22 protein-coding genes are annotated in these 26,507 nt (G+C 69.4%); 7 read left to right on the forward strand and 15 right to left on the reverse strand.

Annotated features, from left to right (window positions below; translation table 11 throughout):
• Nucleotides 1-104: 104 nt before the first annotated feature.
• Complete coding sequence (locus BM249_RS05825) at nt 105-2,309, reverse strand: 3-hydroxyacyl-CoA dehydrogenase NAD-binding domain-containing protein (RefSeq protein ID WP_091969893.1); 2,205 nt, start codon at nt 2,307-2,309, stop codon at nt 105-107.
• A 128-nt stretch (nt 2,310-2,437) separates the two neighbouring features.
• Between BM249_RS05825 and BM249_RS05830 the strand changes: the two genes are divergently transcribed.
• Entirely contained in the window at nt 2,438-3,235 is a 798-nt protein-coding gene (locus BM249_RS05830) for an EAL domain-containing protein (protein WP_091969895.1), read from the forward strand.
• Nucleotides 3,236-3,315: 80 nt separating this feature from the next.
• On the opposite strand, the gene BM249_RS05835 is transcribed toward BM249_RS05830, so the two are convergent.
• From BM249_RS05835 to BM249_RS05845, 3 genes are all read right to left on the reverse strand, one after another.
• Nucleotides 3,316-3,798 (reverse strand): DUF2059 domain-containing protein, encoded by a 483-nt coding sequence (locus BM249_RS05835; RefSeq protein WP_091969897.1) that lies wholly within the window; start codon nt 3,796-3,798, stop codon nt 3,316-3,318.
• A 118-nt stretch (nt 3,799-3,916) separates the two neighbouring features.
• On the reverse strand, nt 3,917-5,125 hold the full coding sequence (locus BM249_RS05840; RefSeq protein WP_091969898.1) for an acetyl-CoA C-acetyltransferase: 1,209 nt from the start codon (nt 5,123-5,125) through the stop codon (nt 3,917-3,919).
• 161 nt (nt 5,126-5,286) lie between these two features.
• Nucleotides 5,287-7,074, reverse strand: a complete 1,788-nt coding sequence (locus BM249_RS05845) for an acyl-CoA dehydrogenase C-terminal domain-containing protein (RefSeq protein ID WP_091969899.1) — start codon at nt 7,072-7,074, stop codon at nt 5,287-5,289.
• A gap of 285 nt (nt 7,075-7,359) precedes the next feature.
• On the opposite strand from BM249_RS05845, the gene BM249_RS05850 reads away from it, so the two are divergent.
• Both BM249_RS05850 and BM249_RS05855 read left to right on the forward strand, forming a co-directional pair.
• The gene (locus BM249_RS05850) at nt 7,360-10,632 is read left to right on the forward strand and encodes a tetratricopeptide repeat protein (RefSeq protein ID WP_091969900.1); all 3,273 of its coding nucleotides are present in this window, start codon (nt 7,360-7,362) and stop codon (nt 10,630-10,632) included.
• A gap of 196 nt (nt 10,633-10,828) precedes the next feature.
• A complete protein-coding gene (locus tag BM249_RS05855; RefSeq protein ID WP_091969901.1) occupies nt 10,829-11,266 on the forward strand; it encodes a DUF3429 domain-containing protein in 438 nt (145 codons plus the stop codon).
• Between the two features lie 10 nt (nt 11,267-11,276).
• On the opposite strand, the gene pdeM is transcribed toward BM249_RS05855, so the two are convergent.
• The 3 genes from pdeM to BM249_RS05870 are packed head-to-tail and all read right to left on the reverse strand — an operon-like array spanning nt 11,277 to nt 15,507.
• Nucleotides 11,277-11,990 (reverse strand): ligase-associated DNA damage response endonuclease PdeM, encoded by a 714-nt coding sequence (gene pdeM / locus BM249_RS05860; protein WP_091969902.1) that lies wholly within the window; start codon nt 11,988-11,990, stop codon nt 11,277-11,279.
• Nucleotides 11,991-12,028: 38 nt separating this feature from the next.
• On the reverse strand, nt 12,029-14,548 hold the full coding sequence (locus BM249_RS05865; protein WP_177232337.1) for a ligase-associated DNA damage response DEXH box helicase: 2,520 nt from the start codon (nt 14,546-14,548) through the stop codon (nt 12,029-12,031).
• A complete protein-coding gene (locus BM249_RS05870) occupies nt 14,545-15,507 on the reverse strand; it encodes an alpha/beta hydrolase (protein ID WP_091969904.1) in 963 nt (320 codons plus the stop codon). The genes BM249_RS05865 and BM249_RS05870 overlap by 4 nt, the downstream gene beginning before the upstream one ends.
• Before the next feature lie 201 nt (nt 15,508-15,708).
• Here BM249_RS05870 and BM249_RS05875 point away from each other — a divergent pair, with 201 nt between their 5' ends.
• Complete coding sequence (locus BM249_RS05875; protein ID WP_091969905.1) at nt 15,709-16,053, forward strand: DUF6460 domain-containing protein; 345 nt, start codon at nt 15,709-15,711, stop codon at nt 16,051-16,053.
• 65 nt (nt 16,054-16,118) lie between these two features.
• On the opposite strand, the gene BM249_RS05880 is transcribed toward BM249_RS05875, so the two are convergent.
• From BM249_RS05880 to BM249_RS05905, 6 genes are all read right to left on the reverse strand, one after another.
• Nucleotides 16,119-16,796, reverse strand: a complete 678-nt coding sequence (locus tag BM249_RS05880; RefSeq protein WP_091969906.1) for a L,D-transpeptidase — start codon at nt 16,794-16,796, stop codon at nt 16,119-16,121.
• A 183-nt stretch (nt 16,797-16,979) separates the two neighbouring features.
• Nucleotides 16,980-17,843 carry a carboxylating nicotinate-nucleotide diphosphorylase gene (nadC, locus tag BM249_RS05885; RefSeq protein ID WP_091969907.1) on the reverse strand — a complete coding sequence of 288 codons (864 nt, stop codon included), beginning with the start codon at nt 17,841-17,843 and terminating at the stop codon, nt 16,980-16,982.
• A 46-nt stretch (nt 17,844-17,889) separates the two neighbouring features.
• Nucleotides 17,890-19,410 (reverse strand): L-aspartate oxidase, encoded by a 1,521-nt coding sequence (locus BM249_RS05890; RefSeq protein ID WP_091969909.1) that lies wholly within the window; start codon nt 19,408-19,410, stop codon nt 17,890-17,892.
• Nucleotides 19,407-20,423 (reverse strand): quinolinate synthase NadA, encoded by a 1,017-nt coding sequence (nadA, locus tag BM249_RS05895; RefSeq protein ID WP_091969911.1) that lies wholly within the window; start codon nt 20,421-20,423, stop codon nt 19,407-19,409. The genes BM249_RS05890 and nadA overlap by 4 nt, the downstream gene beginning before the upstream one ends.
• A 133-nt stretch (nt 20,424-20,556) precedes the next feature.
• The gene (locus BM249_RS05900) at nt 20,557-21,546 is read right to left on the reverse strand and encodes an NUDIX hydrolase (RefSeq protein WP_091970109.1); all 990 of its coding nucleotides are present in this window, start codon (nt 21,544-21,546) and stop codon (nt 20,557-20,559) included.
• Between the two features lie 106 nt (nt 21,547-21,652).
• A complete protein-coding gene (locus tag BM249_RS05905; RefSeq protein WP_091969913.1) occupies nt 21,653-22,219 on the reverse strand; it encodes a sugar O-acetyltransferase in 567 nt (188 codons plus the stop codon).
• A 133-nt stretch (nt 22,220-22,352) separates the two neighbouring features.
• Here BM249_RS05905 and thiE point away from each other — a divergent pair, with 133 nt between their 5' ends.
• The 3 genes from thiE to BM249_RS05920 all read left to right on the forward strand — a co-directional run bounded on the left by thiE (nt 22,353) and on the right by BM249_RS05920 (nt 24,614).
• Nucleotides 22,353-23,063, forward strand: a complete 711-nt coding sequence (gene thiE, locus BM249_RS05910) for a thiamine phosphate synthase (protein ID WP_244528606.1) — start codon at nt 22,353-22,355, stop codon at nt 23,061-23,063.
• Nucleotides 23,064-23,087: 24 nt separating this feature from the next.
• Complete coding sequence (gene thiD, locus BM249_RS05915) at nt 23,088-23,894, forward strand: bifunctional hydroxymethylpyrimidine kinase/phosphomethylpyrimidine kinase (RefSeq protein WP_091969917.1); 807 nt, start codon at nt 23,088-23,090, stop codon at nt 23,892-23,894.
• Nucleotides 23,895-23,984: 90 nt separating this feature from the next.
• The gene (locus tag BM249_RS05920) at nt 23,985-24,614 is read left to right on the forward strand and encodes a helix-turn-helix domain-containing protein (RefSeq protein ID WP_091969919.1); all 630 of its coding nucleotides are present in this window, start codon (nt 23,985-23,987) and stop codon (nt 24,612-24,614) included.
• 60 nt (nt 24,615-24,674) lie between these two features.
• Here BM249_RS05920 and BM249_RS05925 read toward each other — a convergent pair whose 3' ends face one another.
• Complete coding sequence (locus tag BM249_RS05925) at nt 24,675-25,259, reverse strand: ABC-type transport auxiliary lipoprotein family protein (RefSeq protein ID WP_091969921.1); 585 nt, start codon at nt 25,257-25,259, stop codon at nt 24,675-24,677.
• A 103-nt stretch (nt 25,260-25,362) separates the two neighbouring features.
• A complete protein-coding gene (locus BM249_RS05930; protein ID WP_091969923.1) occupies nt 25,363-26,445 on the reverse strand; it encodes an MlaD family protein in 1,083 nt (360 codons plus the stop codon).
• Nucleotides 26,446-26,507 lie beyond the last annotated feature (62 nt).

Below are 26,507 nucleotides of genomic sequence, written 5' to 3' on the forward strand. Positions count from 1 at the left end.
GGCGGGTATCGGGCGGAGCCCGACGGAAGGCCAGGGCCAGCCCTGGACCCGCGAAGGGCTATGCCCTTCGACACCCGTTTCCCGAATAAACGATGCGCGTCGTATCAGGCCGCCTTGCGAGCCGCCGCGTCGCCGTAGAACGTGCCGTCGCGCTCGGCCATATCCAGCAGGTTCTGCGGCACCGCGAAGCGCGGCCCGTGCTTGGCCTCCAGCCTCTGCGCCAGGGCCACGAAGGCCTTCGCGCCCATGAAGTCGATATACGACAGGGCCCCGCCCGTGAAAGGCGCGAAGCCGAACCCCAGGATCGAACCGACATCGGCCTCGCGCGGATCGGTGACCACGCCCTCGCCGACGGTGCGGGCCGCCTCCAGGGCCTGGACCACGAGGAGGCGCTGCTGCAACTCCTCGAAATCCACCGCCTCGGCATCGACCGGATTGGTCTGCAGCGCCTTCAGGCCGGGCCACAGGCGCTTCGGCGCGCCCTCCGGGTAATCGTAGAAGCCACGCTTGTTCTTGCGGCCGAGCCGGCCTTCGCCCTCCACCAGGGTGGTGAGCAGTGTCTTCTGCGCTGGATCGATGCTGTCGGGGCCGAGTTGCGCCTCCGTCGCCTTGACGATCTTGAGGGCGAGATCGACCGCCACCTCGTCCGTCAGGGAGAGCGGCCCCACGGGCATACCGGCCTGACGGCCGGCATTCTCGATCATGGCCGCCGGGATGCCCTCGTTGAGCATGGTGTGGCCTTCGAGGAGGTAGGCGCCGACGCAGCGGTTGGCGAAGAAGCCCCGCGCATCGTTCACCACGATGGGGGTCTTCTTGATGGTCCGCACGTAGTCGAGGGCCGTGGCCAGCGCCGTGTCCCCGGTCTGGTCGCCCTTGATGATCTCGACCAGCATCATCTTCTCCACGGGGGAGAAGAAGTGGATGCCGACGAAGTTCTCCGGTCGGGCCGAGGTCCGGGCGAGGCCGGTGATCGGCAGGGTCGAGGTGTTGGAGGCGAAGATCGCATCAGGCCGAATGGCGGCTTCGACCTTGGCGATGACCTCGGCCTTCACCGCCGGGTCCTCGAAGACCGCTTCGATGACGAGATCGCAGGCGGCGAGGTCAGCGTAGTCGGCGCTGGTGGTGATCCGCCCCAGCAGGGCATCCCGGTCGGCGGTCTTGGCGCGGCCCTTGTTGATCTGGTCGGTGACGAGCTTGTGGGCATAGGCCTTGCCCTTCTCGGCCGCTTCCGTCGACTGATCGATGAGAACCACGTCGAGACCGGCATGGGCCGAGACATAGGCGACGCCCGCGCCCATGAAGCCGGCGCCGACGACGCCGACCCGCTTGACGGAGGTTGGGGCCACATCCTTCGGACGGCGCGCGCCCTTGTTGAGTTCGCCCATGGACAGGAACAGCGTGCGGATCATGGCCGCCGCTTCCTTGGAGCGCAGGATCTTGGCGAAGTACCGGCTCTCGACTCGCAGGGCGAGATCCATGGGCAGTTGCAGCCCCTCGTAGACGGCGCCCAGAATCGCCTTGGCGGCGGGGTAATTGTCATGGGTTTCGCGGCGATAGATGGCGTTGGCGGGCGGCCAGGTCATCATGCCGGCCGGCGAATAGACCTTGCCGGACGGCGCCTTGAACTTCGGCACGTCCCACGGGGCCACGGCCGAGCCGCCGCCGAGGATCCAGGCCTTCGCCTTGCCGACGATCTCATCCTTGCCCGCGACCTCGTGCACGAGGCCCATGTTCTTCGCCATGAGGGGGCGGATCTGCTCACCCTTGAACAGCATTTGGAGGGCGTCGCCCGTCTGCATCAGGCGGGGCACGCGCTGGGTGCCGCCGGCCCCCGGAAACAGCCCGACCTTGATCTCGGGCAGGCCGACACGGGTCTTCGGATCGTCCGACAGCACCCGGTGATGGCAGGACAGGGCGAGTTCGAACGCGCCGCCGAGGCAGATGCCGTTCACCGCCGCCGCGAACGGCTTGCCGCAGGTTTCGAGTTTCCGGAACAGCAGGGTGAGCCGACGTGACTCCTCGAAGAAGTGGCGCATGGCCTCCTCTTCGCCGCGCTCGGCTTTGAGCGTCTCGAAGGCCCGACCGAGGCCCTGCAGCATGGTGAGGTCGGCGCCACCGGAAAAGTTGTCCTTGCCCGAGGTGATGACGCAACCCTTGATCGTCGGATCGGCCACCACGGCGTCGATGACCGCATGGAGATCGTCCATCACCGCGTTGGTGAAGACGTTCATGGAGCGGCCCGGCATGTCCCAGGTCGCGAGGGCAATACCGTCGGCATCGGTCTCGAAACGAAAATTGGTGAGATCCATCGCTGATCCTCGGGTTCGGGTCGAAAATTCGGGTCGAAGAGTCGGGCCGAATGCCCTTAAGCCAATCTCAAAACTTGCGGGTGCAGACCGAGAACGCGGGGGGAGAAACCGCATTCAGGAAACTGGCGATGACTGCACGGACCCGCTGCAAAGGGTGCGGCGAGGGCGCTGCCCTCGACTTCACCTTCACCATGGCGTTCCAGCCGATCCTCGATGTCGCGGCGGGCCGCGTCTGGGGCTACGAGGCCCTGGTGCGGGGCTCCGAGGGCCAGCCGGCCGGGGCCATCCTCGAACGGGTCACACCCGAGACCATCTACCGGTTCGATCAGGCGGCGCGGGTCAAGGCCATCGACCTCGCCGGGCGCCTGTTCCCGGCGGACGACCGGACCCGCCTGTCCATCAACTTCATGCCCAACGCCGTCTACGAGCCGGCGGCCTGCATTCGCTCGTCCCTCGAAGCCGCGCGCCGGGCCGGCTTCTCCCATGACCGGATCATGTTCGAGTTCACCGAGAACGAGAAGTTCCGGGACACCGCTCATGTCACGAACATCGTCACCGAGTACCGCAAGCAGGGCTTCCTCACGGCACTCGACGATTTCGGCGCCGGTTTCGCCGGCCTGAGCCTGCTGACGAACTTCCAGCCCGACCTCATCAAGATCGACATGGACCTCCTGCGCGGCATCGACACCGACCGGCGCCGGCAGGTCATCGTGGGCAACCTCATCGCCATCGCCCGCGACCTCGACATCGCGGTGATCGCCGAGGGGGTGGAGACGGAAGCCGAACTCGCCACTTTGCGGAACCTGGGTGCGAGCCTGTTCCAGGGTTACTACTTCGCCCGACCCGCCATCGAACATCTGCCGCCCGTCACGGGATATTCGGGGTCCACCACCACGGAGCCGACGCCCCCCCGACTCGTCGCCTGAGCCCGCTCCCCGGATCGGACGAATCCGGGCCGGAGGGCAGGGGAGCGTGAGCACGGGGGAGACCGGCACGCGCCGCGATCCTAGCGCACCGGCGTCGGCAGGGGCGGGGTGCCGGCCTTGCTGTCGCCGGCCTGCGCGATGGCGAGCATGTTGAGGAGCTTCGTCACCGAAGCTTGCGAGATCGCCGTGACGCTGGATGCCGGATCGGCGTTGACGGCCTGGAACTTCTGGTAGGTCTTGTCGTCGTAGATGCCGCTGAGGTGCTTCAGCTCGTCGAGGGTAAACTTCTCGGCATAGGCTTTCGACAGACCGTCGAGCATGACCTCGCGTTGCTTGTCGAACTCGGCGCGGACCTCCTTTCGCACGGCCTCGGCCTTCTCCTCGGGCATCGTCGCGACGGTCTTCTCAAGGGCGCCGGTGAAGCCGGTCTCGAGGTTCTTGATCAGGGTCTTTTGCACCAGTTCCTTCGCCACCGACACGCGGTCAGCTGCGTCGTCGGCGCGGGCGCTGAGCGGCAGGCACAGGGCGGTGGTGAGGCAGAGGGTAGCGAGCAGGCGCGTCATGGTGGCGTCTCTTCCAGTTCTTATGGTTTGAACCCGTCGCGCGGACGCGACGGGCGCCGCCATCTACCAGTGTTTCGAGGGGTTTGGCAGTTGCCGTATCCAAAGGACCGGAAACGGATCAGACCCGCTCGATGATCGTGGCCGTGCCCATGCCGGCACCGATGCAGAGTGTGACGAGGGCGCGCTCCTTCCCGGTGCGCTCCAATTCGTCGAGAACGGTGCCGAGGATCATCGCCCCGGTGGCCCCGAGGGGGTGGCCCATGGCGATGGCGCCGCCGCAAACGTTAACCTTGGCGGGATCGAGGTCGAACGCCTGCTGGAAGCGCAGGACCACGGCCGCGAAGGCTTCGTTGACCTCGAACAGGTCGATGTCGCCGAGGCCGAGGCCCGAGCGGGCCAGCACCTTGCGGGTGACGTCGACGGGGCCGGTGAGCATCAGGGCCGGGTCCGAGCCGATATTGGCGAAGGCCCGGATGCGGGCGCGCGGCTTGAGACCGGCGGCGTCCCCGGCGTCGCGCGAGCCGATGAGCACGGCGGCGGCACCATCAACGATGCCCGACGAGTTGCCGGCATGGTGGACGTGCTCCACGGCCTCGACATCCGGATGGGCATCCACGGCGACGGCGTCGAACCCACCCATCTGGCCCATCTGGATAAACGACGCCTTGAGCTGGCCCAGCGACTGCATGTCGGTGGACGGCCGCATGTGCTCGTCCGTGGCCAACAACGTTATGCCGTTGATGTCGCGCACGGGCACCACGGCGTTGGCGAAGCGGCCTTCGGCCCAGGCGGCGGCCGAACGCTTCTGTGACTCGACGGCGTAGGCGTCGCAATCGGCGCGGGAGAAGCCATACTTGGTCGCGATGAGGTCGGCCGATACGCCCTGCGGCATGAACCACGACTTGATGGCGATGGCCGGGTCCACGGGCCACGCGCCGCCCGAGGCGCCGAGGCCGACGCGGCTCATGGATTCGACGCCGCCCCCGATGGTCATGTCATGCTGGCCCGCCATGACCTGCGCGGCGGCGAAGTTCACGGCGTCGAGGCCCGAGGCACAGAAGCGATTGATCTGCACACCCGGCACGTGGGTGCCGTAATCGGCCACCAGGGCGGCGGCGCGGGCGATGTCGCCGCCGGCCTCACCCACGGGATCGACGCAGCCGAGGATCACGTCGTCGACGCGCTTCGTATCGAGGCCGTTGCGATCCTTCAGGGCGCGCAGCGCCACTTCGGCCAGCCGCAGGGCCGTCACCTCATGCAGCGACCCATCCGGCTTGCCGCGTCCCCGGGGGGTGCGGACGTGGTCGTAGATATAAGCCTCGGGCATGCGCGTCCTCGCTGTCTCGACCCTAAAGACTCGGGCGTTTTTCCCCCTCGTGGGGGATACGGGTGGGGTGGCGCCGCCAGCCTCGACCGGCTGAGGGGCACCCGACCACCCCACCGCCGGCTCCTCCCCGCGAGGAGGAGGAGAGCTTGCGTCGGCGGGGTCTAAAACGCCTCGGCGGCAAGCGCCATGGTCGTCTCCGACCCGGCCTTGATCCGCACCAGCCGCAGGGCCGTTTCGGGAAGCATCCGTTCCATGAAGAAGCGGCCGACCACGAGCTTGTCGGCCATCCGGTCGGACGCGGCCTCGGCTTGGCTGGCGAGCGCCGCCTTGGCGATGCGCGCCCACATGTAGCCGAGGGCCACGAGGCCGAGGAGGTGCAGATAGTCGGTGGCGCCGGCGCCGGCATTGTCGGGCTTCGAGAAGGCGTTCTGCATGAACCACATGGTGGCGCCCTGGAGATCGTTCAGCCCGGCCTGGAGCGGGCCGACGAAGGGCTTCAAGCCCTCGTCCTCACCATGGTCCTTCACAAAGGTCTGCACCTCGGCGAGGAAGCCCATCATGGCGCGGCCGCCGTCCTTCGGCAGCTTGCGGCCGATGAGATCCATGGCCTGGATGCCGTTGGCGCCCTCGTAGATCATGGCGATGCGAGCATCGCGCACGAACTGCGACATGCCCCATTCCTCGATGTAGCCGTGGCCGCCGAACATCTGCTGTGCCTCGACGGCATTGGCGAAACCCTTGTCGGTCAGCACCGCCTTCACCACCGGAGTCATCAGACCCATGTGGTCCTCGGCCCGCTGCCGCTCGGCCGCATCCTCGGAGCGGTGGCCGATATCCGCCTGGAGGGCGGTCCACAGCATCAGGGCGCGGGCCGCTTCGTTGAAGGCGCGGATGCCCATGAGGGTGCGGCGCACGTCCGGGTGGACGATGATGGGATCCGCCGCCTTGTCGGGGGCCTTGGCGCCGGTGAGCGCCCGACCCTGAAGCCGATCCTTCGCGTACGCCACGGCGTTCTGATAGGCGACCTCGGACTGGCCGAGCCCCTGGACGCCGACGGCGAGGCGCGCCTCGTTCATCATCACGAACATGGCGTTGAGGCCGCGATTCTCCTGGCCGACGAGCCAGCCCGTGGCGCCGTCGTAGTTCATGACGCAGGTCGAATTGCCGTGGATGCCCATCTTGTGCTCGATGGAGCCGCAGGATACGCCGTTGCGGGCGCCGAGCGAACCGTCCGGATTCACCAGGAACTTCGGCACCACGAACAGGGAGATACCCTTGGTGCCAGCCGGAGCGCCCTCGATCCGGGCGATGACGAGGTGCACGATGTTCTCGGAGAGGTCGTGTTCGCCGGCTGAGATGAAGATCTTGGTGCCGGTGAGGCTGTAGGATCCGTCGCCGTTCGGCACCGCCTTGGTCTTGAGGAGACCGAGATCCGTGCCGCAATGCGGCTCGGTGAGGTTCATGGTGCCGGTCCAGGCGCCCTCGACCATCTTGGGTAGGTAGGTCGCCTTCTGCTCGTCCGAACCGTGGACGAGGAGGGCCGCCATCGCCCCCTGGGTCAGACCCGGATACATGCTCAGCGCCAGATTGGCGCCGGAGGCGAATTCCTGAATCGCGGTGTTGAGGGTGTGGGGCAGGCCCTGGCCGCCGAATTCCTCCGGCACCGAGAGGCCCATCCAGCCGCCCTTGGCATAGGCATCGTAACCGGCGCGGTAGCCCTTCGGCGTGGTGACGCTGCCATCGGCCTGCCGGGTACAGCCCTCGCGGTCGCCGACGGCGTTGAGGGGGGCCAGCACCTCCTCGGCGAGCTTGGCGCCCTCGGTCAGCACCGCCTCGACCACATCGGGCGAGGCATCGGCGAAGCCCTTGAGATTGCTTTGACGTTGGAACCCGAGCACGTCGTTCAGAATGAACAGAACGTCCTCGACCGGCGCCTTGTAGCTCGGCATCTCGCAGCGTCCTTCCCGTTCCCGGTGGCCTTTGCGTTCTCGCGAATCGCCGGCCCACGGCTTTGATAGTTCACATCTAAACCATCTCGCCCGAGGCGGTAAAGTGGGGGCCGAGACAATCCCGCCCTCATTTCGGTTCCGCCCGGCGAACGGCGTCGAGGTTAACCAACTCTTTACCAAGAATGTTAATGGTTGGGTCAGACGATGCGATTTCGCCCCGAGCCGTCATCCCTCCAGGTCCGGTGTCGCAAATCGAGACCGGACCTCGCCGAATCAGGTTAGACGATGACACGTTCCGCCCCCATCGATCTCGACGGTTTCGATCCCGACATCCTCGGCGCCGCCCGTGACGTGGCGCGCCGGGCCGGTGTGCCCGTCGAGACGTGGATCGCCTCCATCGTCACCCCGGACCCTGTGGCGGACGCGAGTTCCGATGCGGCGAAAGCCTCCCGCTCTGCCCCGGTGAAGCGCACCGGACCGATGTCGGCGGCCGTCGCCCGCAAGCCGAAGCCGACCCCGATCTCGGACGCCGCCGCCGTCGCGCCGGAAGCCGCCCATGACGCGCCGGAAGCCGTCCATGACGCGCCGCAGGCTTCCAAAGTCGTCCCGGAGGCCCCCGACGTCGCGCCGTCCATCGCCATCGAGCAGGCCCTGGCCCGCCCCGAAACGATGCCCGACACGACCACCCTGGCCATCGCCCAGCTCATGGAGCGGCTCGATGCCATGGATCGCCGGATCGCGAAGGATCACCTGGCCTCGCAGGACAAGGCCAACCAGACCCTCGAGAACCTCGAGCGCCGGATCACCGAGGTCAGCGGCCAGATCGCCGCCGTGCGCCCGGCCGGGCTGCGTAACCGGGGTGTTCGCGAGGCGGTGAACGAGATCCGCCAGCGGCAGCGCGAACTCGATGCCGGTCCGACGGTGCCCGCCGCCGTCATCGGGGAACTGCGTCACGAGACCGGCCGCCTGCGCGCGGCCCTCGACGGCGTCGCGACGGACCGCGAGGTCGGTATACTCGAACAGGCGACGCGCGCCCTCGCCGTCGGCATCGAACGGGCACCGCCCCCCGCCATCCTGTCGGCGATGCAGGCGCCCCTCGAGCAGATCCGCACGGCGGTCGAGCGTCTGGGCGGCGAGACCCTGCGCGAAACGCAGGCCCGCCTCACCGCAGACCTCGAACAACTTGGCGCGCGCGTCGACGCCGTCATCGGCAGCGGACCCGAGGCCTTTGCCGACCGCGAGGCCCTCGAGGGCCTGTTCCGTGACTTGCAGGAGATCCGCGCGGCCATCGCCGGTCTCGCGAAGCCCGAGCGGATCGAGACCCTGGCAGCCAACGTCGCCGCCATCGGCGCCGAAATCGTGCGCCTTCAGAACACCCTCGCGCAGGAGGCCGGCGCAGCGGCGTCGCGCAGCCCGTCCGACGAGATCCGGCCGGGTGCCCATGCGTCGGAGCAGGGTGATCTCGAAGCCCGTATCGACGCCATGGCGGCCAAGCTCGACGCCCTGCGCGACGGCCCCGTCCTCGCCGTCCAGCCCGATTCGGATGCGATCATCGATCGCATCGACGCCCTTTCGGCCAAGGTGGACGCCGTTCACATCAATCCCGTCGGAGACCTCATCGAGCGCATCGAAGGCCTTGGCGCGAGCCTTCGCCGGCCCGACGCCCCCGATACCGATCTCACCGCCATCCGCGCCATGCTGCATGACCTCTCCGTGAAGGTTGACCGCATGGGCACCTCCGATTCCGTCTCGGCGGAGGGCCTCGACTCCCTCGAGCAGCAAGTGCTGGCGCTTGCCGCCCGCATCGACACCCGTGCCATCGACCCGGCCCTCGCCGGGCTCGAGCGCACCATGGGCGACCTCATCGTTCAGGTCTCGGCCCTGCGGGACGAGGCTCCGGTGACCGAGCGGATGGTTGTCACGGGCACCATCGAGCCCGCCGCCGACAAGGCCGAGCTCAGCCGCCTCCAGGCCGGCCTCGCCGACCTGCGCGACCAGCACGCCGCCTCCGAACAGCGGCTGCAAACCACCCTGAACGGCGTCCACACGGCCCTCGAACGCCTCGCGAATCAGTTCGCCAAGCCCGACACGGCTCCGGTGGCACCCGAGACCCGCGCGGCGACGGAGTACCTCCTCGGCAAGACCGCGACACCGCCCGCTCAGATGGCGGCCAAGCCCGCCGCCCCTGTCGCCGCCCCGGCGATGCGGCCCACCGCCCGCCCGGCCGTACGTTCCGTTACGGACGACATCCTCGGCGACCTGCCCCTGGAGCCCGGCGCCCGACGTCCGGTCCGCGAGGCGGAGCGCACCGAGTTCGCCGCGACCGCCCCGCAGGACGGCGACATCAAGACGAGCTTCATCGCGGCCGCGCGCCGCGCCGCGCAGGTCGCGCAGGCGGAGGCCGCCGGCAACGGCTCCGGTGTCCGCACCCGGGCTTCCGCCGACACCGACGTCCGGGGGGATGCGCCTTCGACGGCCCTCGGCCTGATCGATCGCCTGCGCGGCGAGATCGACCGCCGCCGCAAGCCCCTGCTTCTCGGCCTGGCCGCCATCATCCTGGCGCTCGGCGCCCTCCAGGCCATCAAGTCGCGCAACACCGCGCCAGAAACCGTCGCGGATGTCCACCGGCTCGACCAGCCGGCAAGCACCGGCACCGCCGCCACGGAGCCCACCACCACCCAGTCCCTCGCCAGCACGCCGCCCGTGAAGACGGAAGCGGCAAAGCCCGAGACGACCGCCGCCACGACGGCCCCCAAAGCCGAGCCGAGCAAATCCGAGCCGGGCAAGGCCACCGACGAGAAGATCAGCGCGACACGGGTGCCGCAGGTTCCGGCCGTGGCGAGCCTGTCGGCCGACCTCGCCTCTGTCCCGGCCAATCTCGACGGGCTGCGTCAGGCCGTCATCGCGGGTGACGGCGCGGCCGTCTACGACCTCGCCACCCGGTTCTTCGACGGGCGCGGCGTCGGACGTGACATCGTTCTTTCGCAGAAGCTCTACGAAGCCCTGGCACAGGCCGGTTACGCGCCGGCGCAGTACAAGCTCGGTGGCTTGCACGAGAAGGGCATCGGCGTGGCCCGCGACCTCAACCTCGCCAAGACCTGGTACGGACGTGCCGCCGAACAGGGCAATGTCCGCGCCATGCACAATCTGGCGGTGATCCAGGCCGAAGCATCCACGGCCTCGGCCAAGCCAAACTACGCCGCCGCCGCGCACTGGTTCCGACAGGCGGCCGAGCATGGCCTGCGTGACAGCCAGTACAACCTCGCCGTGCTCTATGCCCGGGGCCTCGGCATGCCGCAGGACCTCGTCCAGTCTTACCTGTGGTTCTCCGTCGCCGCCGCACACGGTGATGTCGACTCGGCCAAGAAGCGTGACGATGTGGCGGCCAAGCTCGATCCGAAGGATCTCGCCACGGCGCGGGCTCTGGTGGCGGCATTCAAGGTCAAGCCCGTCGATGCCGCCGTCAACGAGCCCCCGGCGGCCTCCGCCGCCCCGACCATGAGCCTGCTCGGCGCGGTGCCGCCCACCCCGGTGACGACTTCGCCGCGTCGGGGCTGAACGCTCCCCACATCCGAACTCCGTTCGATTCCTCGGAAGGGCGGAGTTCGGCAGCGCTCGAGCGTAAGACCGGATTCCACCCGTGTGGGTATCTGCCGCCTTCCCCCGTGCGGCCCAAGCCGCTTAGATGGGGCGGGCATCCTTCCGGGCGGCATGAGCCGGCCGGGGTGGATGCCAGGAGACGAGCAGAGAGCCGATGGCGCGCGTGACGACGGTACCGCCGGTGGCCCTGATTCTCGGAATCGCGGGCCTGATTCCGTTCCTCGGCTTCGCCTTCCTATCGGTGAGCGGCGGCGATGCCGGCCTCGGCACCATCGGCCTCAGCCCCCGCACCGTCCTGTCGACCTATGGCGCGGTCATCGCTTCGTTCCTCGGCGGCATCCGCTGGGGTGCCGCCGCGGCTCGCGGCGGGGGCGGCGCCGATTACGCTATCGCGATCGTGCCGTCGCTCCTCGCCTGGACGGCCCTCGCGGTCCCGGCCCCGTGGGATCTGCGGATGCTGGGCTGCCTCGTCCTCGCCTGGGGCCTCGTCGATCAGGATCTGCCCCGGCGGGGCCTTGTGCCCGTCTGGCTCGGCCGCCTGCGCCTCGGCCTGTCGGCGGTGGCGGGCCTGTCGCTCCTCATCGCCGCCTGACGCGGGCCGCCTAATCCTTCACCAGCATCGATCGGCCGATGGCGAACACCCGTCCGTCGCCGAGCAGGTGCGCGGTGAAGCCGCCGGGAAACAGCGGCTCGAAGACCGGATTGCGTACGTTAAGGCCGCCCGCATAGGCGCCGAAAGCCGGCATGATCAGGCGGCGGCCGTCGGTGACGAAACAACGCCGGCGCACGGCACGGCCCCGCAACGCGACCTTGCCGCAGGGATGCAGATGGCCGGCGATCTCGCCGTCCACGCCGACCTCGGTCGGTTCGTGCCGTAGGGTGAGGCCCCCGAGGGTCAGGGTGTCGGCATAGCGGCCGCCGATACCTTCGGTGATCGCCTCGTCGTGGTTGCCGGCGATCCAGACCCAGTCGCGCCCTTCCTGCAGGGCCGCCACCATGGCGCGGTCGCCCGGCTCCATCCGGTCCGGTCCCCTGGCGTCGTGGAACGAATCACCCAAAGCCACGACGCAGGCCGGATCGAACCGCGCCACCGCCTCGTGCAGGCAGGCCAGGGTCTCGCGGGTGTCGTAGGGCGGCAGGAACTGGCCCGAGCGCGCCGCGAATGCCGAGCCCTTCTCCAGGTGGAGGTCGGACACGATCAGGGTGCGGTGGGCGGAGAGCCAAAGACCACCGCACAGGTCCAAGGTCAGGTGTTCGCCCGCGAGGGTCAGGCCGGGGGCCTTGGTGGTCTTTTCGAGTCGTGCGCCGAGCGCCAAAACCGCATCCTCGTCTTGGATTGAGCGGGGCGCCACCTTTAGCCGAGCGCCTCTTCGAGAAGCTGCGCCTCGGCCTCGGCCAGGATCTCGTCCGCGCCTTCGCCGTAGACCTTTTCCCGCCCGATTTCGAGCATGACGGAGACGGACAGGGGCGAGACGCGGTCGAGGGACTTGTGAACGATGCGCCCCTGGATGCGCCTCAACATCACACCGAGGCGCTTCACGTCGAGGAGTCCGGTTGCCGCATCCTGGCGAGCGGCGCGCAGGAGCAGGTGGTCGGGCTGGTGCTTGCGCAGCACGTCGTACACGAGGTCCGTCGACATGGTGACCTGCCGCCCAGTCTTGGCCTGCCCCGGATGGCGCCGCTCGATCAGGCCGGCGATGACGGCGCATTGCCGGAAGGTACGCTTCATCATCGCCGATTCGTCGAGCCAGGCCTCGAGGTCGTCGCCCAGCATGTCCTCGGCGAACAAGGCTTCGAGGAAATCCGGCTCCAGGGCGATGCGGGCCGAGAGGTCGCGGGTCATCCAGATGGCGATGCCGTAATCGTTTGCGGCAAAGCCGAGGGGCCGCATCCGCGCCCGTTCGAGGCGGCGGGTGAGGAGCATTCCCAGCGTCTGATGGGCGAGACGGCCCTCGAACGGGAAGGCCGTGAGGTAGTAGCGCCCCGAACGCGGAAACGTCTCGACCAGAAGCCCCGTCGGGCCGGGCAGGATCGAGCGGGTACGCTGCTGCACGAGGTAGTCCGAGACCTGCTTCGGCAGGCGGTCCCATTCGAACGGATCGGCGATCATCGCCCGCACCCGCGCCGCCAAGAAGGTCGAGATCGGAAACTTGGCGCCCGCGTAGGAGGGGATCGCCGGATCGGTGCCGGGACCCGCGCGGGTGGCCAGTGCCTCGTCCTCGGACAGACCCTCGAACCGCAGCACCTCGCCGGCGAACAGGAAGGTGTCACCGGGGGTCAGCGTGTCGGCGAAATCTTCCTCGATCTCGCCGAGCACCCGTCCGCCGCGCGGCAGGACGGCGCCGGGCTTCGCCCGGTTGGCACGGGCGAGACGGACCTTCACCTTCGCTGATTCGACGATGGTGCCGACATTCATGCGGTATTGCTGCGCCGTGCGGGCATCGCGCACCCGCCAGAGTCCGTCCGGCCCGCGCAGGATCTTGGCGAAGCGTTCGTAGGCCCGCAGGGCATAGCCACCGGTCGCCACGTAATCGACCACCGCCTCGAAATCCTCCCACGACAGGGTGGCGTAGGGCGCGGCCGAGACGATCTCGTCGTAGAGCTGAACGGGATCGAACGCGTCGACGCAGGCCATGCCGAGGATGTGCTGGGCCAGCACGTCGGGCGCGCCGAGGCGGGCGTCGGGGGTGTCCTGCGCCGCCGCCTCGACGGCGTCGAGGGCGGCTTGGCATTCGAGGATCTCGAAGCGGTTGGCCGGTACCAGATACGCCTTGGAGGGCTCGTCCATGCGGTGGTTGGCGCGACCGATGCGCTGCATGATCCGGCTCGCCCCCTTGGGCGCCCCGATATTGACCACGAGGTCGACGTCGCCCCAGTCGATGCCGAGGTCGAGGGTCGCGGTGCACACGATGGCGCGGAGTTGCCCCGCGGCCATGGCGGCCTCCACCCGGCGGCGCTGGGTGGCGTCGAGGGACCCGTGATGCAGCGCGATGGGGTAGGATTCCTCGTTGATCCGCCAGAGTTCCTGGAAGGTGTATTCGGCTTGAAGCCGGGTGTTGACGAAGACCAGCACCGTGCGATGCCGCCCGATGAGATCGTAGATCGCCGGCATCGCCTGCCACGCCGTATGCCCGGCGAGCGGCAACGTGAGGCCGGTGTCGAGCATGTGGAGGTCGGGCGCGGCACCGCCCCGGACCACCACGAGGTCGGCCATGGGGGGCGATTCGCCCACCGGGGATACGCGCTGCGGCACCAGATACCGCCGCAGGTCGTCCGGCTCCCGCACGGTGGCCGACAGGCCGATGGCCGTGAGGCCGGGACTGAGGCGGTGGAGGCGGGCCAGCGCCAGGGACAGGAGGTCGCCGCGCTTCGAGGTGACGAGGGCGTGCAACTCGTCGAGGACGACGCAGGAGAGGTTCGCGAACAGCTCCGTCGCCTCCCGGTGAGCGATGAGGAGGGCGAGCTGCTCCGGGGTGGTGAGGAGGATGTCGGGCGGACGCTCCACCTGCCGGGTGCGCTTGTGCGAGGGCGTGTCGCCGGTCCGGGTTTCGACGCGAATTGACAGTCCCATCTCGGCGATGGGGGCTTCGAGGTTGCGAGCGATGTCGACGGCGAGGGCCTTGAGGGGCGAGATATAGAGGGTGTGCAGCCCCCGCGCCTTCTTCGCCGGTGGACGCTCCGCGAGCGCGGTGAGGCTCGGCAGAAAGCCCGCAAGGGTCTTGCCGGCCCCCGTTGGAGCCACGAGGAGGGCCGAGCGCCCCCCACGCACGATGGCGAGAAGATCGAGCTGATGCGGCCTGGGCGCCCAGCCGCGCCCCGCGAACCAGGTCGCGAAACCCTCGGGCAGGGCGTGGTCCGGCGGGGCCGTGCTCAGGCGAGGGCCATGAGGAAGCGGTCGATGAGTTCGAGGGCGCGCTCCGAAAGGGCGCCGGGATAGCGCACGAAGACGTGGCAGCCGCCGGGGTAGATCGCCGTGTGCCCGCCATTGCCAGCCGCCGCCCAGCGTGACGACATGTAGAGGGTGTCATCGAGGAGCGGATCGTGGGTACCGACCGTGAAGAGGGCCGGGGGCAGCCCCCGTAGATCGGCATAGAGCGGCGACACGTCGGGCCGGCGGCGGTCGATCCCGTCCCGGACGTAATCGTTGGCGAAGGTGGTGAGGTCCTTCGTGTTCACCACGAGGCGCTCGTCACCCCAATTGCGCACGCTCGGCGTCAGACCGAGGTCGTAGAAGCCGGCGTTGAGATTGGCGCCCCGGAAGGCGCGGGGCAGGTTGTGGCGGTCGCGCAGGCGAAGCAGCACCATCACGGCGAGCTGCGCCCCGGCCGATTCGCCCCCAATGGTGAGGGCGTTGATGCCGAATTCGGCCCGGCCCGGTCCCGCGAGCCATAGGGCCGCCGCCTCGCAATCCTCGAGGGCCGCCGGGTAGGGATGCTCGGGGGCCAGCCGGTATTCGACTGACAGACAGACGAAGCCACAGGTATCGGCGATGCGCTCGAGCCACGGGTCCTGCTCGTCGGCCGCTCCCCAGACCCAGCCGCCACGATGGATGTGTAGGTAGGCGCCCCGGAGCTTCTGCCACTTCTTGGGGTCGGGCCGGATCGTCCGCAATTCCAGGGGCCCGCCCGGCCCCGCGATGGTCAGAATCTCGGCGCGGGCACTGCGCGGCATGGCCGGCGACGCGTTGGTGCCCTGGCGCCGCCGCGCCCGAACCTCCGCGAGGGGAATCGACCAGGGGTCGGGCTGGGCCGCGTGGGCGGCGATGATCTCGGCATTGAGCCGCTTGGTCTCCGGATCGATCGTCGCCGGGTCGAACAGGGCGTGGTCGATCATGAATCGCTTCGTCTCATCACAAAAACAGGTCGTTCGAACTTGGACAAAGCTAGGCGCATTGCCACCTGGGCTCTCGGCAGCAACCCGCCTAACGCCCGAATGGCGATCCGGTTTCGACCGGGTGTGTCGATTCGGTCACGCTTCCGCCGGCATCGGTGGGTCTTAGGGGGAAACAGGCCGCGCGCCGCAAGGAATCCAGCCATGAGCCCCGATCACGATCCGCGTCGCCCCCAGCCCTTCCCGGGCCAGCCCTATGCCGGCGGATATGGCGAGCCGGAGCGCCGCTCGACCCTGCGCCGCTTCATCGGCGGCTCGCCTGCGGCGGTATTCGTCAAGCTGCTGTTCCTGTCGGTCCTCGTCGGCGCCGTCATGGCGACGCTCGGCGTCACCCCCGGCCGGCTGTTCTGGCACGCCTACGACACCGTTCGCAGCCTCATCGAACTCGGACTCGACACCTTCCACGATTTCGGCCGCTGGATCCTGGCCGGCGCCGTGGTGGTGGTGCCCCTATGGCTTCTGTCGCGCTTCCTCGCGGTGTCGAAGTAGCCCGAATGCAGAAGGGCCGGTGTTGCCACCGGCCCTCTCGTATCGCTCCGAGTCCGTTGAAGGGGTCAGCGCAGGACGATGACCTTCGCGCCGACCTTGGCGCGGGTGTAGAGGTCGGCGACGTCGTCGTTCGTCATGCGGATGCAGCCCGAGGACACGGCGGTTCCGATGGTCTCCGGCTCGTTCGACCCGTGGATGCGGTAGATCGAGTTGCCGAGATACATGGCGCGGGCGCCGAGGGGGTTGGAGATGCCGCCCTTCATGAAGCGCGGCAGATCGGGGCGACGGCGCAGCATCTCGGCCGGGGGACGCCAATCGGGCCATTCCCGCTTCATCGTGATGGTCTGCACACCGCCCCAAGTGAAGCCCGGACGACCGACGCCGACGCCGTAGCGCAGGGCCTGCCCGCCACCGAGCACGTAGTAGAGGCGCCGCTCGGCCGTGGAGACCACGATGGTGCCGGGCGCGTAGTTGCCCGGATAAGCGACCTGCTCACGCTGGATCGCCGACATCTGCGGCACGGCCGACGCCATGGGGTCGGCCGGGGACAGCGAGGCGTTCGACGTCGGTACGGCGGCGGCGGCCGCCTCGGGGGCGGGCTCGGCCTGCGGACGCACCCGGATCACCAGGGCGTTGTCGAGGGGCTGGCGGGTGAGGGGATCGATCTCGTAGGCGAAAGCGGGCGTCGCCAGGGCGCCAAGCGCACAGGCGAGCCCGGTGAGGGCGGGGGCGAAACGGCGCATCGGGGCCTCTCGAAGGCAGTCGATTTGTTGGGGTCGGCTCGACGCACATTACAGTGCGAAGCGTCCCCAATGCGTAAACGCTGGGGGTCCAAAGCCAAGCTCAATCCGCACTGCAGCATCGGTTGCCGCGACGTCGTGACTCCCTGGCAACAGTGTGGCGCGTTTGCTTGACCGCCCCCGCCGTCAGGCGTCGTCGAGACCGAGATCGATGATCGGCGCGCTGTGGGTGATCCAGCCGCAGGAGATGAGATCGACACCGGACGCCGCCACGGCCCCGACGGTGTCACGGGTGATCCGGCCCGACGCTTCGGCGATGGCACGCCCGTCGATCCGCCGCACGGCCTCCGTGAGCTGGTCGGGACTCATGTTGTCGAGCAACACGGCGTCGGCCCCGACCGACAGGGCCTCGTCGAGTTGCGCCAGGGTGTCGACCTCGACCTCGATCTTCACGAGATGGCCGGCATAGGCCCGCGCCCGCGTGATCGCCGGGACGATGCCGCCCGCCACCGCGACGTGATTGTCCTTGATGAGCACGGCGTCGTCGAGGCCGAACCGGTGGTTCGAGCCGCCGCCCGCCCGCACGGCGTGCTTCTCCAGAGCGCGCAGCCCGGGCGTGGTTTTGCGGGTACAGACGATCCGGGCCTTGCCGTGGGGGCGCGCCGCCGCGACCAGCCCCGCCGTCGCCGTGGCGACGCCCGACATCCGGCACAGGAGGTTGAGGGCGACCCGCTCGGCCGTGATGATGGCGCGGGCCGGACCTTCGAGCCGGATCACCACATCGCCCGGCGCCACGCGGGCGCCATCGCCGCGCTCGACGGTGACGGCCACGGCGGGATCGATGAGCCCGAAGGCGATCACGGCCGTGTCGACCCCGGAAATCACGCCCTCCTGCCGGGCGGCGATGACGGCGTTCATCGTCAGACCCGCCGGCACGATGGCGTCCGTGGTCAGGTCGCCCGCCCGGCCGAGATCCTCCAGCAGGGCGGCCCGCACGATGGGCTCGACCATGAGGCGGGGCAGGGGAACGAGGAGCGCGGCGTCGGTCATGATGGGCCTTCCGGGCGGATCGGGGCTTTGCGCCCGGCGGAAACGATCAGGCGAAAGCGGCGGTTTCGGCGGCGGCCAGAACCTGCGCCAGGGTCATCTGCGTGTGCCGCGCGGGGGCCTGATCGGGATGGTCGCTGCGCCAATGGGCGCCCCGACTCTCCCGGCGCGACAGGGCCGCGGCAGCGACCGCCAAGCCGACGAGGGCCGCATCGCAACCGGCTTGCGCCAAGGGCGCCAAGTCACCGAGGGCGTCGGAGAGCCCGGCGGCGTCGCGTACGACACCGACCCGCGTCTCCATGACAGCGCGAATCCGGGCGAGGTCGGAGATCGGGCGCACCCGCTCGGGCTCGACTTCGGCGCGGCCGGGCCGGGCCGCGTTTTCGATGGCCTCGGCGATCCAGGGCGCGAACGCCATGGCTTCCAGCAGGGAGTTGGAGGCGAGGCGGTTCGCGCCGTGCAGCCCGGTGGAGGCGACCTCGCCGCAGGCGAACAGGCCCGGCACGGTGCTGGCGCCGGACGCGTCCACCCTCACGCCGCCCATGTGATAGTGGGCCGCCGGGCGGACGGGAATCGCCTCGCGGCGTGGATCGATGCCGGCGGCGGCGCAGAGGCCCGCGACGGTGGGAAATCGTGTTCCCATGCGGTCCCCGAGGGCGCCCCGGCAATCGAGGAACACCCGGGCGCCGCGGGCCTGCGCCTGGAAGATCGCCCGGGCGACGACATCGCGCGGGGCGAGGTCGCCGCCCGCGATGCCGGCCATGATCGGGGTGCCGTCCGCATCGACGAGGCGGGCGCCTTCGCCGCGCAGGGCTTCGGTGGCAAGCGGCATGGGGTCGGCTCCCACCGCGATGGCGGTGGGGTGAAACTGCACGAACTCCATGTCCCGCAGGGTCGCGCCCGCCCGCGCCGCCAGGGCGAGACCGCCGCCCAGCGCGCCGCGCGGGTTGGTGGTCGAAGCATAGAGGGCACCGAGCCCGCCGGTGGCGAGGACCACGGCACGGGCCGGCAGGCGCAGGACCGTACCGTCGCGCTCACAGACGAGGCCCGCCACGGCGCCACCGGCATCGCGCATCAGGCTGCGGGCGCTCGCCACCACCACGTCGATGGACGGAGAAGCGGCGACGGCGCGAACGAGGGTTTCAAGGACGAGGCGTCCGGTGGAATCGCCCCCCGCCCGCACGATCCGGCGGCGCGAATGCGCGGCTTCCAAGCCGAGGGCGAGGGCTCCGTCCGAAGCGCGGTCGAACGGCGCGCCGAGGCCGACGAGCCAATCGACGAGGCCGGGACCGGCCGCCGCGACCCGTTCGGCAACGTCCGGCTCCGACAGGCCGGCGCCCGCCGCCAGGGTATCGACGGCATGGAGGGCGGGGGCATCGTCCGCCCCCATGGCGGCGGCGATGCCGCCCTGCGCCCAGCCCGTGGCGGTGCCGAGCCCGAGGGGGCTCGCGGTGACGAGGGTGACGGGACGCGGCGCGAGGCGCAGGGCCGTGGCGAGGCCGGCGACCCCGGCGCCGACCACGACGACGCGGTCGGGCGACGCGAAGGAGAAGGGCGCGTGCGCGTTCATCGCGGCCGCACCGCGAGCATGCGCTCCACCGCCAGCCGCGCCCGGTCGGCGAGGTCCGGCTCCACCGTGACCTCGTGGGTCAGGGTCTCCAGGGCGTGGCGGATGTTCTTCAAGCTCATGCGCTTCATGTGCGGACACAGGTTGCAGGGCTTGATGAACTCGATATCGGGATTGGCGGCCGCAATGTTGTCGCCCATGGAGCACTCGGTCACCAACACCACCTGCCGGGGGCGCTTTTCCGTGACGAAGTTCATCATCATGGCAGTCGAGCCGGAAAAGTCCGATTCGGCCACCACCTCGGGCGGACATTCGGGATGGGCTATGACGGTGACGCCCGGATAGCTCTCGCGCACGGCGTGAATGTCGGCCGGGGTGAAGAGCTCGTGCACTTCGCAATGCCCGGCCCAGGTCAGGATCTCGACCTCGGGCACCAGGGCCTGGACGTTCTGAGCCAGGAACTCGTCGGGGATCATCAGGACGCGGGGCACGCCCAGGGACCGCACCACATCGACGGCGTTGCCGGAGGTACAGCACAGGTCCGATTCGGCTTTCACGGCCGCCGACGTGTTCACGTAGGTCACGATGGGAACGCCGGGGTACTTCTCCCGCAAGCCGCGCACGTCGGCGGCGGTGATGGAATCGGCGAGGGAGCACCCGGCCCCGAGATCCGGGATCAGGACGGTCTTGCCCGGGTTCAGAAGCTTCGCCGTCTCGGCCATGAAGTGAACGCCGGCGAGCACGATGACGTCGGCATCCACCGTCACGGCCTCCCGGGCCAGCGCCAGGCTGTCGCCGACGATGTCCGCCACCGTGTGGAAGATCTCCGGCGCCTGATAGTTGTGCGCCAGGATGACGGCGTTGCGGGCCTTCTTCAGTTCGAGAATCGCCGCCACGTCGTCCGCGAGGGCGGGCCATTCGATGGCCGGCACATGGCGGCTGACCCGCGCGTAGATGTCGGGCAGGGGCAGACCGGCCGTATTCGCCTGGGAGGTCGGAAGAAGGGTGGCCGCCATGGGCTCGTCCTCACTTATGCTCAAAATGAGCATTGTGCCGACTAACGTAGGGGTGCGGGACGGCCTTGTCCAGATATGCTGGACTTGAGCATAACGATTTCGCGCCGCACCGTTTGACAGTGCAGTGCAAATGTCAGCCGGGCCGTTTGGCCGGTCGGAGGCGAAAGCCCGGAGCCGGGCGTTCCAGGAGCACCTCGCGGCGGAAGCGCACGAGGCGCGCGGGACGGCCGGCGGCGCCGCTGGTGACGCCCTCCGTTTCCTCCACCAGACCCTGCTGCGCAACGAGGCGGCGAAAGTTCTGCTTGTGCAGGTTGGTGCCCGACAGGGCCTCCACCGTTCTTTGCAGCTGGAACAGCGTGAAGGTCGGCGGCATCAGCTCGAACACCACGGGGCGGTACTTGATCTTGCCCCGCAGGCGCCCGATGGCGGTGGCGAGCACCCGGCGATGATCGAAGGCCATGGGTTGTCCGGTGACCGCGCCGTCGCCGGGCGTAGCGGCCCCCGATTGCCCTTGCGCCTCGGGAATCAGCCCCGCCTCGAACAGGAGTTCGTAGCGCTCCAGCACACGCTCCTCGTTCCAGGCACCATCGAACAGCCCGAAGGTGAGGCTCAGCCGATCCTCGCGGCGGCGGCGCAGCTTCGGATCGGCCGTCTCGCCGGCCCAGGCCAGAAGCTTCGCCTCGATCTCGGCGAGCGCCGGGGGCCGCCCATCGCGAAAATCCTCCCAAGGGAGGTAGCGGTACCAGTTCCGCCAGGACGCTTCGGCGGGTCCGCCGGGGCGGACCTCGCGCACGAGGGCTAGGTAGGCGACCGACAGGGTGTGAAGCCCGTGCGGTTCGTCGCCTTGCCGGTCGCGGTCTCCGAAGGTGTAGAGTTGCTCGACATAGCCGAGGCGCTGGTGGGTCTGGCGCTCGACCCAGGCCCGCAGGCCACGCTCCAGGGTCGGATGCTCCGGGACGAGGGGGCCGGCGGGCAACCCGTCCGAGCGGCCCCCGGCTTGACCCGGCACCTGGACGGTCAGGGCGCGGGGCTCGCCATCCGTCGCCGCGACGATGACCGCAACGAGCCCGACGGCGGACGGATTCGCGAGCGCGCCCGTGTCGCGTCCCTGCCTGTCGGTCACCGTCGTCCCCCCGTCCACCTGTAGTCTCTCCCGCCACGCGCTCATGGCACATTGCGCCGCCGCGATGAACGGGCGGCGCGCGCGGTCGATCGGTCGGAGCCCGGATTCAGATCGTCCCGCGCCGGGGCAGGGGGCGGGCGGGATTGCCCACCACGGTGTCGCCCGACGCGACGTCGCGGGTGACGACGCTGCCAGCGCCGATGATCGCATCGTCGCCCACCGTGACGCCCGGCAGGATCAGGGCGCCGCCGCCGATCCAGACGTTGCGACCGATGCGGATCGCCCGCGCGAATTCGAGGCCGGCTTCACGGGCCGCGGCATCGCGGGGATGATCGGCGGTGAGAATCTGCACGCCGGGGCCGATTTGTGTCCGCGCCCCGATATGGACCGGGGCGCAATCGAGGATCACGCAGCCGAAATTGAGGAAGACGTGCTCCTCGAGGGTGATGTGCAGGCCGTAATCGCAGTGGAATGGCGGCCGGATGACGGCGCCGTCGCCGACCGCCGCGAGACGCTCCCGCAGAAGAGCGCGGCGCTCGACCGGCGAGAGCGCGAGCGACGCATTGTAACGGACCATCCACGCCTTCGCGTCGTGAGAATCGGCTTGAATCTCCGGGTCGTCGGGATGGTAGAGTTCGCCCGCGAGCATCTTCTGTTTCTGGCTGCGTTCCATCCGGTACGGTCCTGCTACGTTCGAAGGGGCAACGCCGTCGCGGCGACCACGCTCCAGGGACGGCGCGCACCTTTGCGGCGCTCTCCGCATGTCCCTACAACAGACTAAACGCGACAGGATCGGGAGACACGCCGTGATCGGACAGGACGACGCGCAGGCCCGGACGGTGCCGGTGGATCTGCGCCTCTACGGCCTCCTCGATACGGGCGTGTGCGGCACGGATGCGGAGCGCCTCGCCGCCATGGCGGCGGCGGCGGCGCGCGGCGGCTGCACCCTCCTGCAATACCGCGAAAAGTCCATCAGCGACGCCCGCGCCGCCCTCGCGCGCATCCGGGCGATCCACGATGCGCTTCGGGGCAGCGGCGTGCCGCTCCTCGTCAACGACCGCGTCGACCTCGCCCTCGCGGCCGGTGTCGAGGGCGTGCATCTCGGGCAGTCCGATCTGCATCCGGCCGAAGCGCGCCGCCTCCTCGGCCGTACGGCGATCATCGGTCTCACCCTGAAGACCGGCGCGCAAGCGGACGAGCTCTACCGCCTGCCCGTGGATTACGGCTGCATCGGCGGGGTGTTCGCCACCACCAGCAAGGACAATCCCGATCCCCCCGTGGGACTCGACGGCCTCGGCCGCATCGTATTCCGGGGCCGGCTCGCGCGGGGCGCAGGCTTCCCCCTGGGCGCCATCGCGGGCATCGATTCCAGCAACGCGGCGGCGGTGATCGGCGCCGGAGCGGATGGAATCGCGGTCATCTCGGCGCTGTTCGGCGGCGAGGACACCGAGGCGCGCGCCCGCGATCTGCGCCACCGGGTCGATTCGGCCCTCGCCGCGCGCGGCGCCACCCGGTAGACCCGCCGCAACCGGAGCCCCATCATGACCCCCATCGCCGTCACCATCGCGGGCTCGGATTCGGGCGGGGGCGCCGGCATCCAGGCCGATCTGAAGACTTTCGCGGCCCTACGCACCTACGGCGCCAGCGTCATCACGGCGCTGACGGCCCAGAACACCCTCGGGGTCCAGGCCATCCACGATGTGCCGGCGGATTTCGTCGGCGCCCAGATCGACAGCGTGTTCGGCGATCTCGACGTCGCCGCCGTGAAGATCGGGATGCTGTCGCGGGTCGCCACCATCGAGGCCGTCGCCGAGGGCCTGCGGCGGCGGGCTAGGGGGATTCCCGTTGTGCTCGACCCGGTGATGGTCGCCACCAGCGGCGACCGGCTGATCTCGGACGATGCGGTCGCGGCCTTGCGTCGCCTGCTGCTCCCCCTCGCCGACCTCGTGACTCCCAACCTGCCCGAGACCGGCACGCTGATCGGAGAAGCGCCCCCGCAGAGCGAGAACGATGCCGTGGCCCAAGGGCAGCGCATCCTCGCCCTCGGCGCCCGGGCGGTTCTGGTCAAGGGCGGACACGGCGAGGGCGGCGAGAGCGTCGATCACCTCCTGTGCGCCGATGGAACCGTGCGGCGGTTCGCGGCCCCCCGTGTCGCCACCCGCAACACCCACGGCACCGGCTGCACCCTGTCGGCGGCGGTGGCGGCCGGGCTCGCCCATGGGCGCCCCCTCGTGGACGCCGTGGAGGATGCCAAGCGTTATCTCACGGCGGCGCTTCAGGCCGCCGACACCGTCCCGGTGGGGCGGGGTCACGGGCCGGTGCATCACTTTCATGCCCTGTGGTCGTGAAATCGAAAGCCTTGCGCCGACCCGGAAATTGCGTTTGAAGTACCGCACGCTCGTTCGATGTATGGAACGATCTGGCGGGTAGCAGGGACCATGGACGATCAGGTGACGACCCCCGAACGGGGACGGCAGCGCGATATCCTAACGGGTGCCCAGCTGTTGTCGGGCCAGCTCGGCAAGACGATCCAGCGCCTGCGCAAGGCCTACAACCTGTCGCTGTCGGAACTCGCCGAGCAATCGGGCGTGGCCAAATCGATCATCTCGCAGATCGAGCGCAACGAGACCAACCCGACCCTGGCGACGATCTGGCGTCTAAGCCAGGCCTTGGATGTCTCCATCGAGCGGGTGCTGGCCACCAGCGACGAAGAACCCTTCATCGAGAAGACCTCGCGGGCCGACACGCCGATCCTGGTCTCCGATGACGGCAAGGTGCGCCTCGCCATCGTGGGCTGGATCAAGACCGTCGAATGGCTCCAATGGTACGAGGTCTCGGCCGATCCCGGCGGGGTCCTCGATTCCGATCCGCATCAGCGCGGCTCGGTGGAATCCCTGACGGTCACCGCCGGCCATCTCGAAGTTGAGGTCGCGGGCGCCGTCCAGCGGGCGCGGACGGGCGAGACCCTGCGCTACCGTTGCGACCGCCCCCATACGGTGCGGTGTATCGGCACGGAGCCGGCCAAGGCCATCATGGTGGTGATCATGAAAGCCGCCGTGATGGAGTAACGGGATTTCGGAGGGTTCGTCCCTTCGATGGACGTCGCGCGGAGCCCGAGCAGGACGGTTTCAGCGTCCGGAATTCACCCAGGCGACCATCTCGCCCAGCACCCGCGCCAGGGCCGCGTCCAGTCCCACGGCCGCCGTCCCGGCATCGACCTTGGGAACGGGCACCCGTGCCGTGAACACCCGCGCGGCCACCACCTTGCCGGTGCCCTCGGCGATGATCTTCGCCGACAGATCGACCACGGCCTCGCCCGACCCGGCGGCGATGTCGAAAGCCCGAATCTCGGAGATCAGCTGGAAGTCGGAGACGACCTTGTCCCCCGGCCGGCTCACGGACCGCAGGCGACCCGAATTCTCCAGGCTCTGGATCAGGCGGGTCTGAATCAGGCGCGGCAGCCGGTCGGCCCATTGCCCACCGCCGAGGAAGGACAGGGCTCCGCCGGGCTCGCGAACGATGATTCGGTCCGCCTCGAAGGGCTGGATACCCACCGGCTCCGCCACGGTGAAGGACCGCGCCGCCGCGCTCGCGCGTCCCGTCGGCGGAAGCGCGGCGAGGTCGAAGGTCAGGGGCGTCGCGCCGCCGCAACCGCCGAGGGCGACGGCCATGAGGCTCGCGCCGAGGGCAAGCGCCGTTGTGTTGTAGGTCATACGCAATCCGGACTTCGCAGCGCCGAGGGCTGCGCCGGGTAAACTACGGCAAAGCTCGGTTCGTGCCGTGCGCTCGAACACGCTCATCCCGACGCGGTGACGATCAGCGGCCACCGTTGTATTCCGGCAACGACGGTTTGCTGCCGAAGATCACCTGGCTCGGATCGCGCTCGAGGTTCTTCACCGTCCGGTTGAGGGTGTTCAGGGTGCGCTGCCCGTCCGTGGACAGGGCCTCGACCTCGCGGCGACCGGTCCCGCTCAAGCGGTTGAAGCTCGAGGCGATGTTCGAGGTCCGCTTGTCGAGATTCTCCGACAGGGTCCGGAACGCCTTGCCGGCGTCGCGCACGGAGATGGCGGCCTCCCGCACCTCCGTGAAGGTGCTGGTGCCGGCCGCGCCCGAGGCCGAGCCGAGGAACCCCTCGGCGCCCTTCAGCACGGCATCGACCCGTTCCGCCGATGCGTTGAGCTTCGCCATCATGGCGCGCGCGTCCTTGAGCGCCGCCTCGATGTCGGGGCTGCCGGCCGCCAAAGCCGCCGAGAAGCGGTCGGCATTGTCGATCACCCGGTTGAGCTTCTGCCCGTCGATGGCCTTCACAAGGCCGCTCACCGCCGGGCCGGCATCCGCCAGGGTCTTCGAAAAGGCTTCGACGTTGGCGAGGGTCCGCGTGATGGCTCCCTCGTTGCCGGCCACCACCTTGTCGAGGCGCTGCAGCACGTCGTCGGCCCGCTGGGCGATTTGCTTCGCCGCCGCCATCATGTCCTGGATGTCCGACGAATCGGCGAAGATCGTCGGCATCTGGTCGCCGGTTCCGGCGGGGAGGGGCGGCGCATCGGCATTGCCGCCCGACAGGGAAATGGTGGACACGCCCGTCAGCATCGCGGAATCCAGACGGGCGCGGGTATCGGCGCGAAGGGGCGTGGTGCGCTCGACCTCGACCAGGGCGACGACGCGGCGCGGGTCCTGCGGCAGCAGGCGCACATCCGTGACCTCACCGACCTTGATGCCGTTGAACGCCACCGTCGAGCCCTTGGCGAGGCCGCCGACACTGCCCGAGAACACGATGCGCACGGGCTGGCGGACCTGGCTGCGCGAGCCGCCCTGCAGCCAGAACACGAAGCCGAAGGCCGCGACGAGGACGGCGAGCGTGAAGGCTCCGATGAGGGCGTAGTTCGCACGAGTCTCCATCGGATCAGCGCATGCCCGGCTTAGCGGCCGACGCGCTGTGCGCGACCACACGGTGAAGGGGA

Source organism: Methylobacterium gossipiicola (assembly GCF_900113485.1).
Lineage (GTDB): Bacteria > Pseudomonadota > Alphaproteobacteria > Rhizobiales > Beijerinckiaceae > Methylobacterium > Methylobacterium gossipiicola.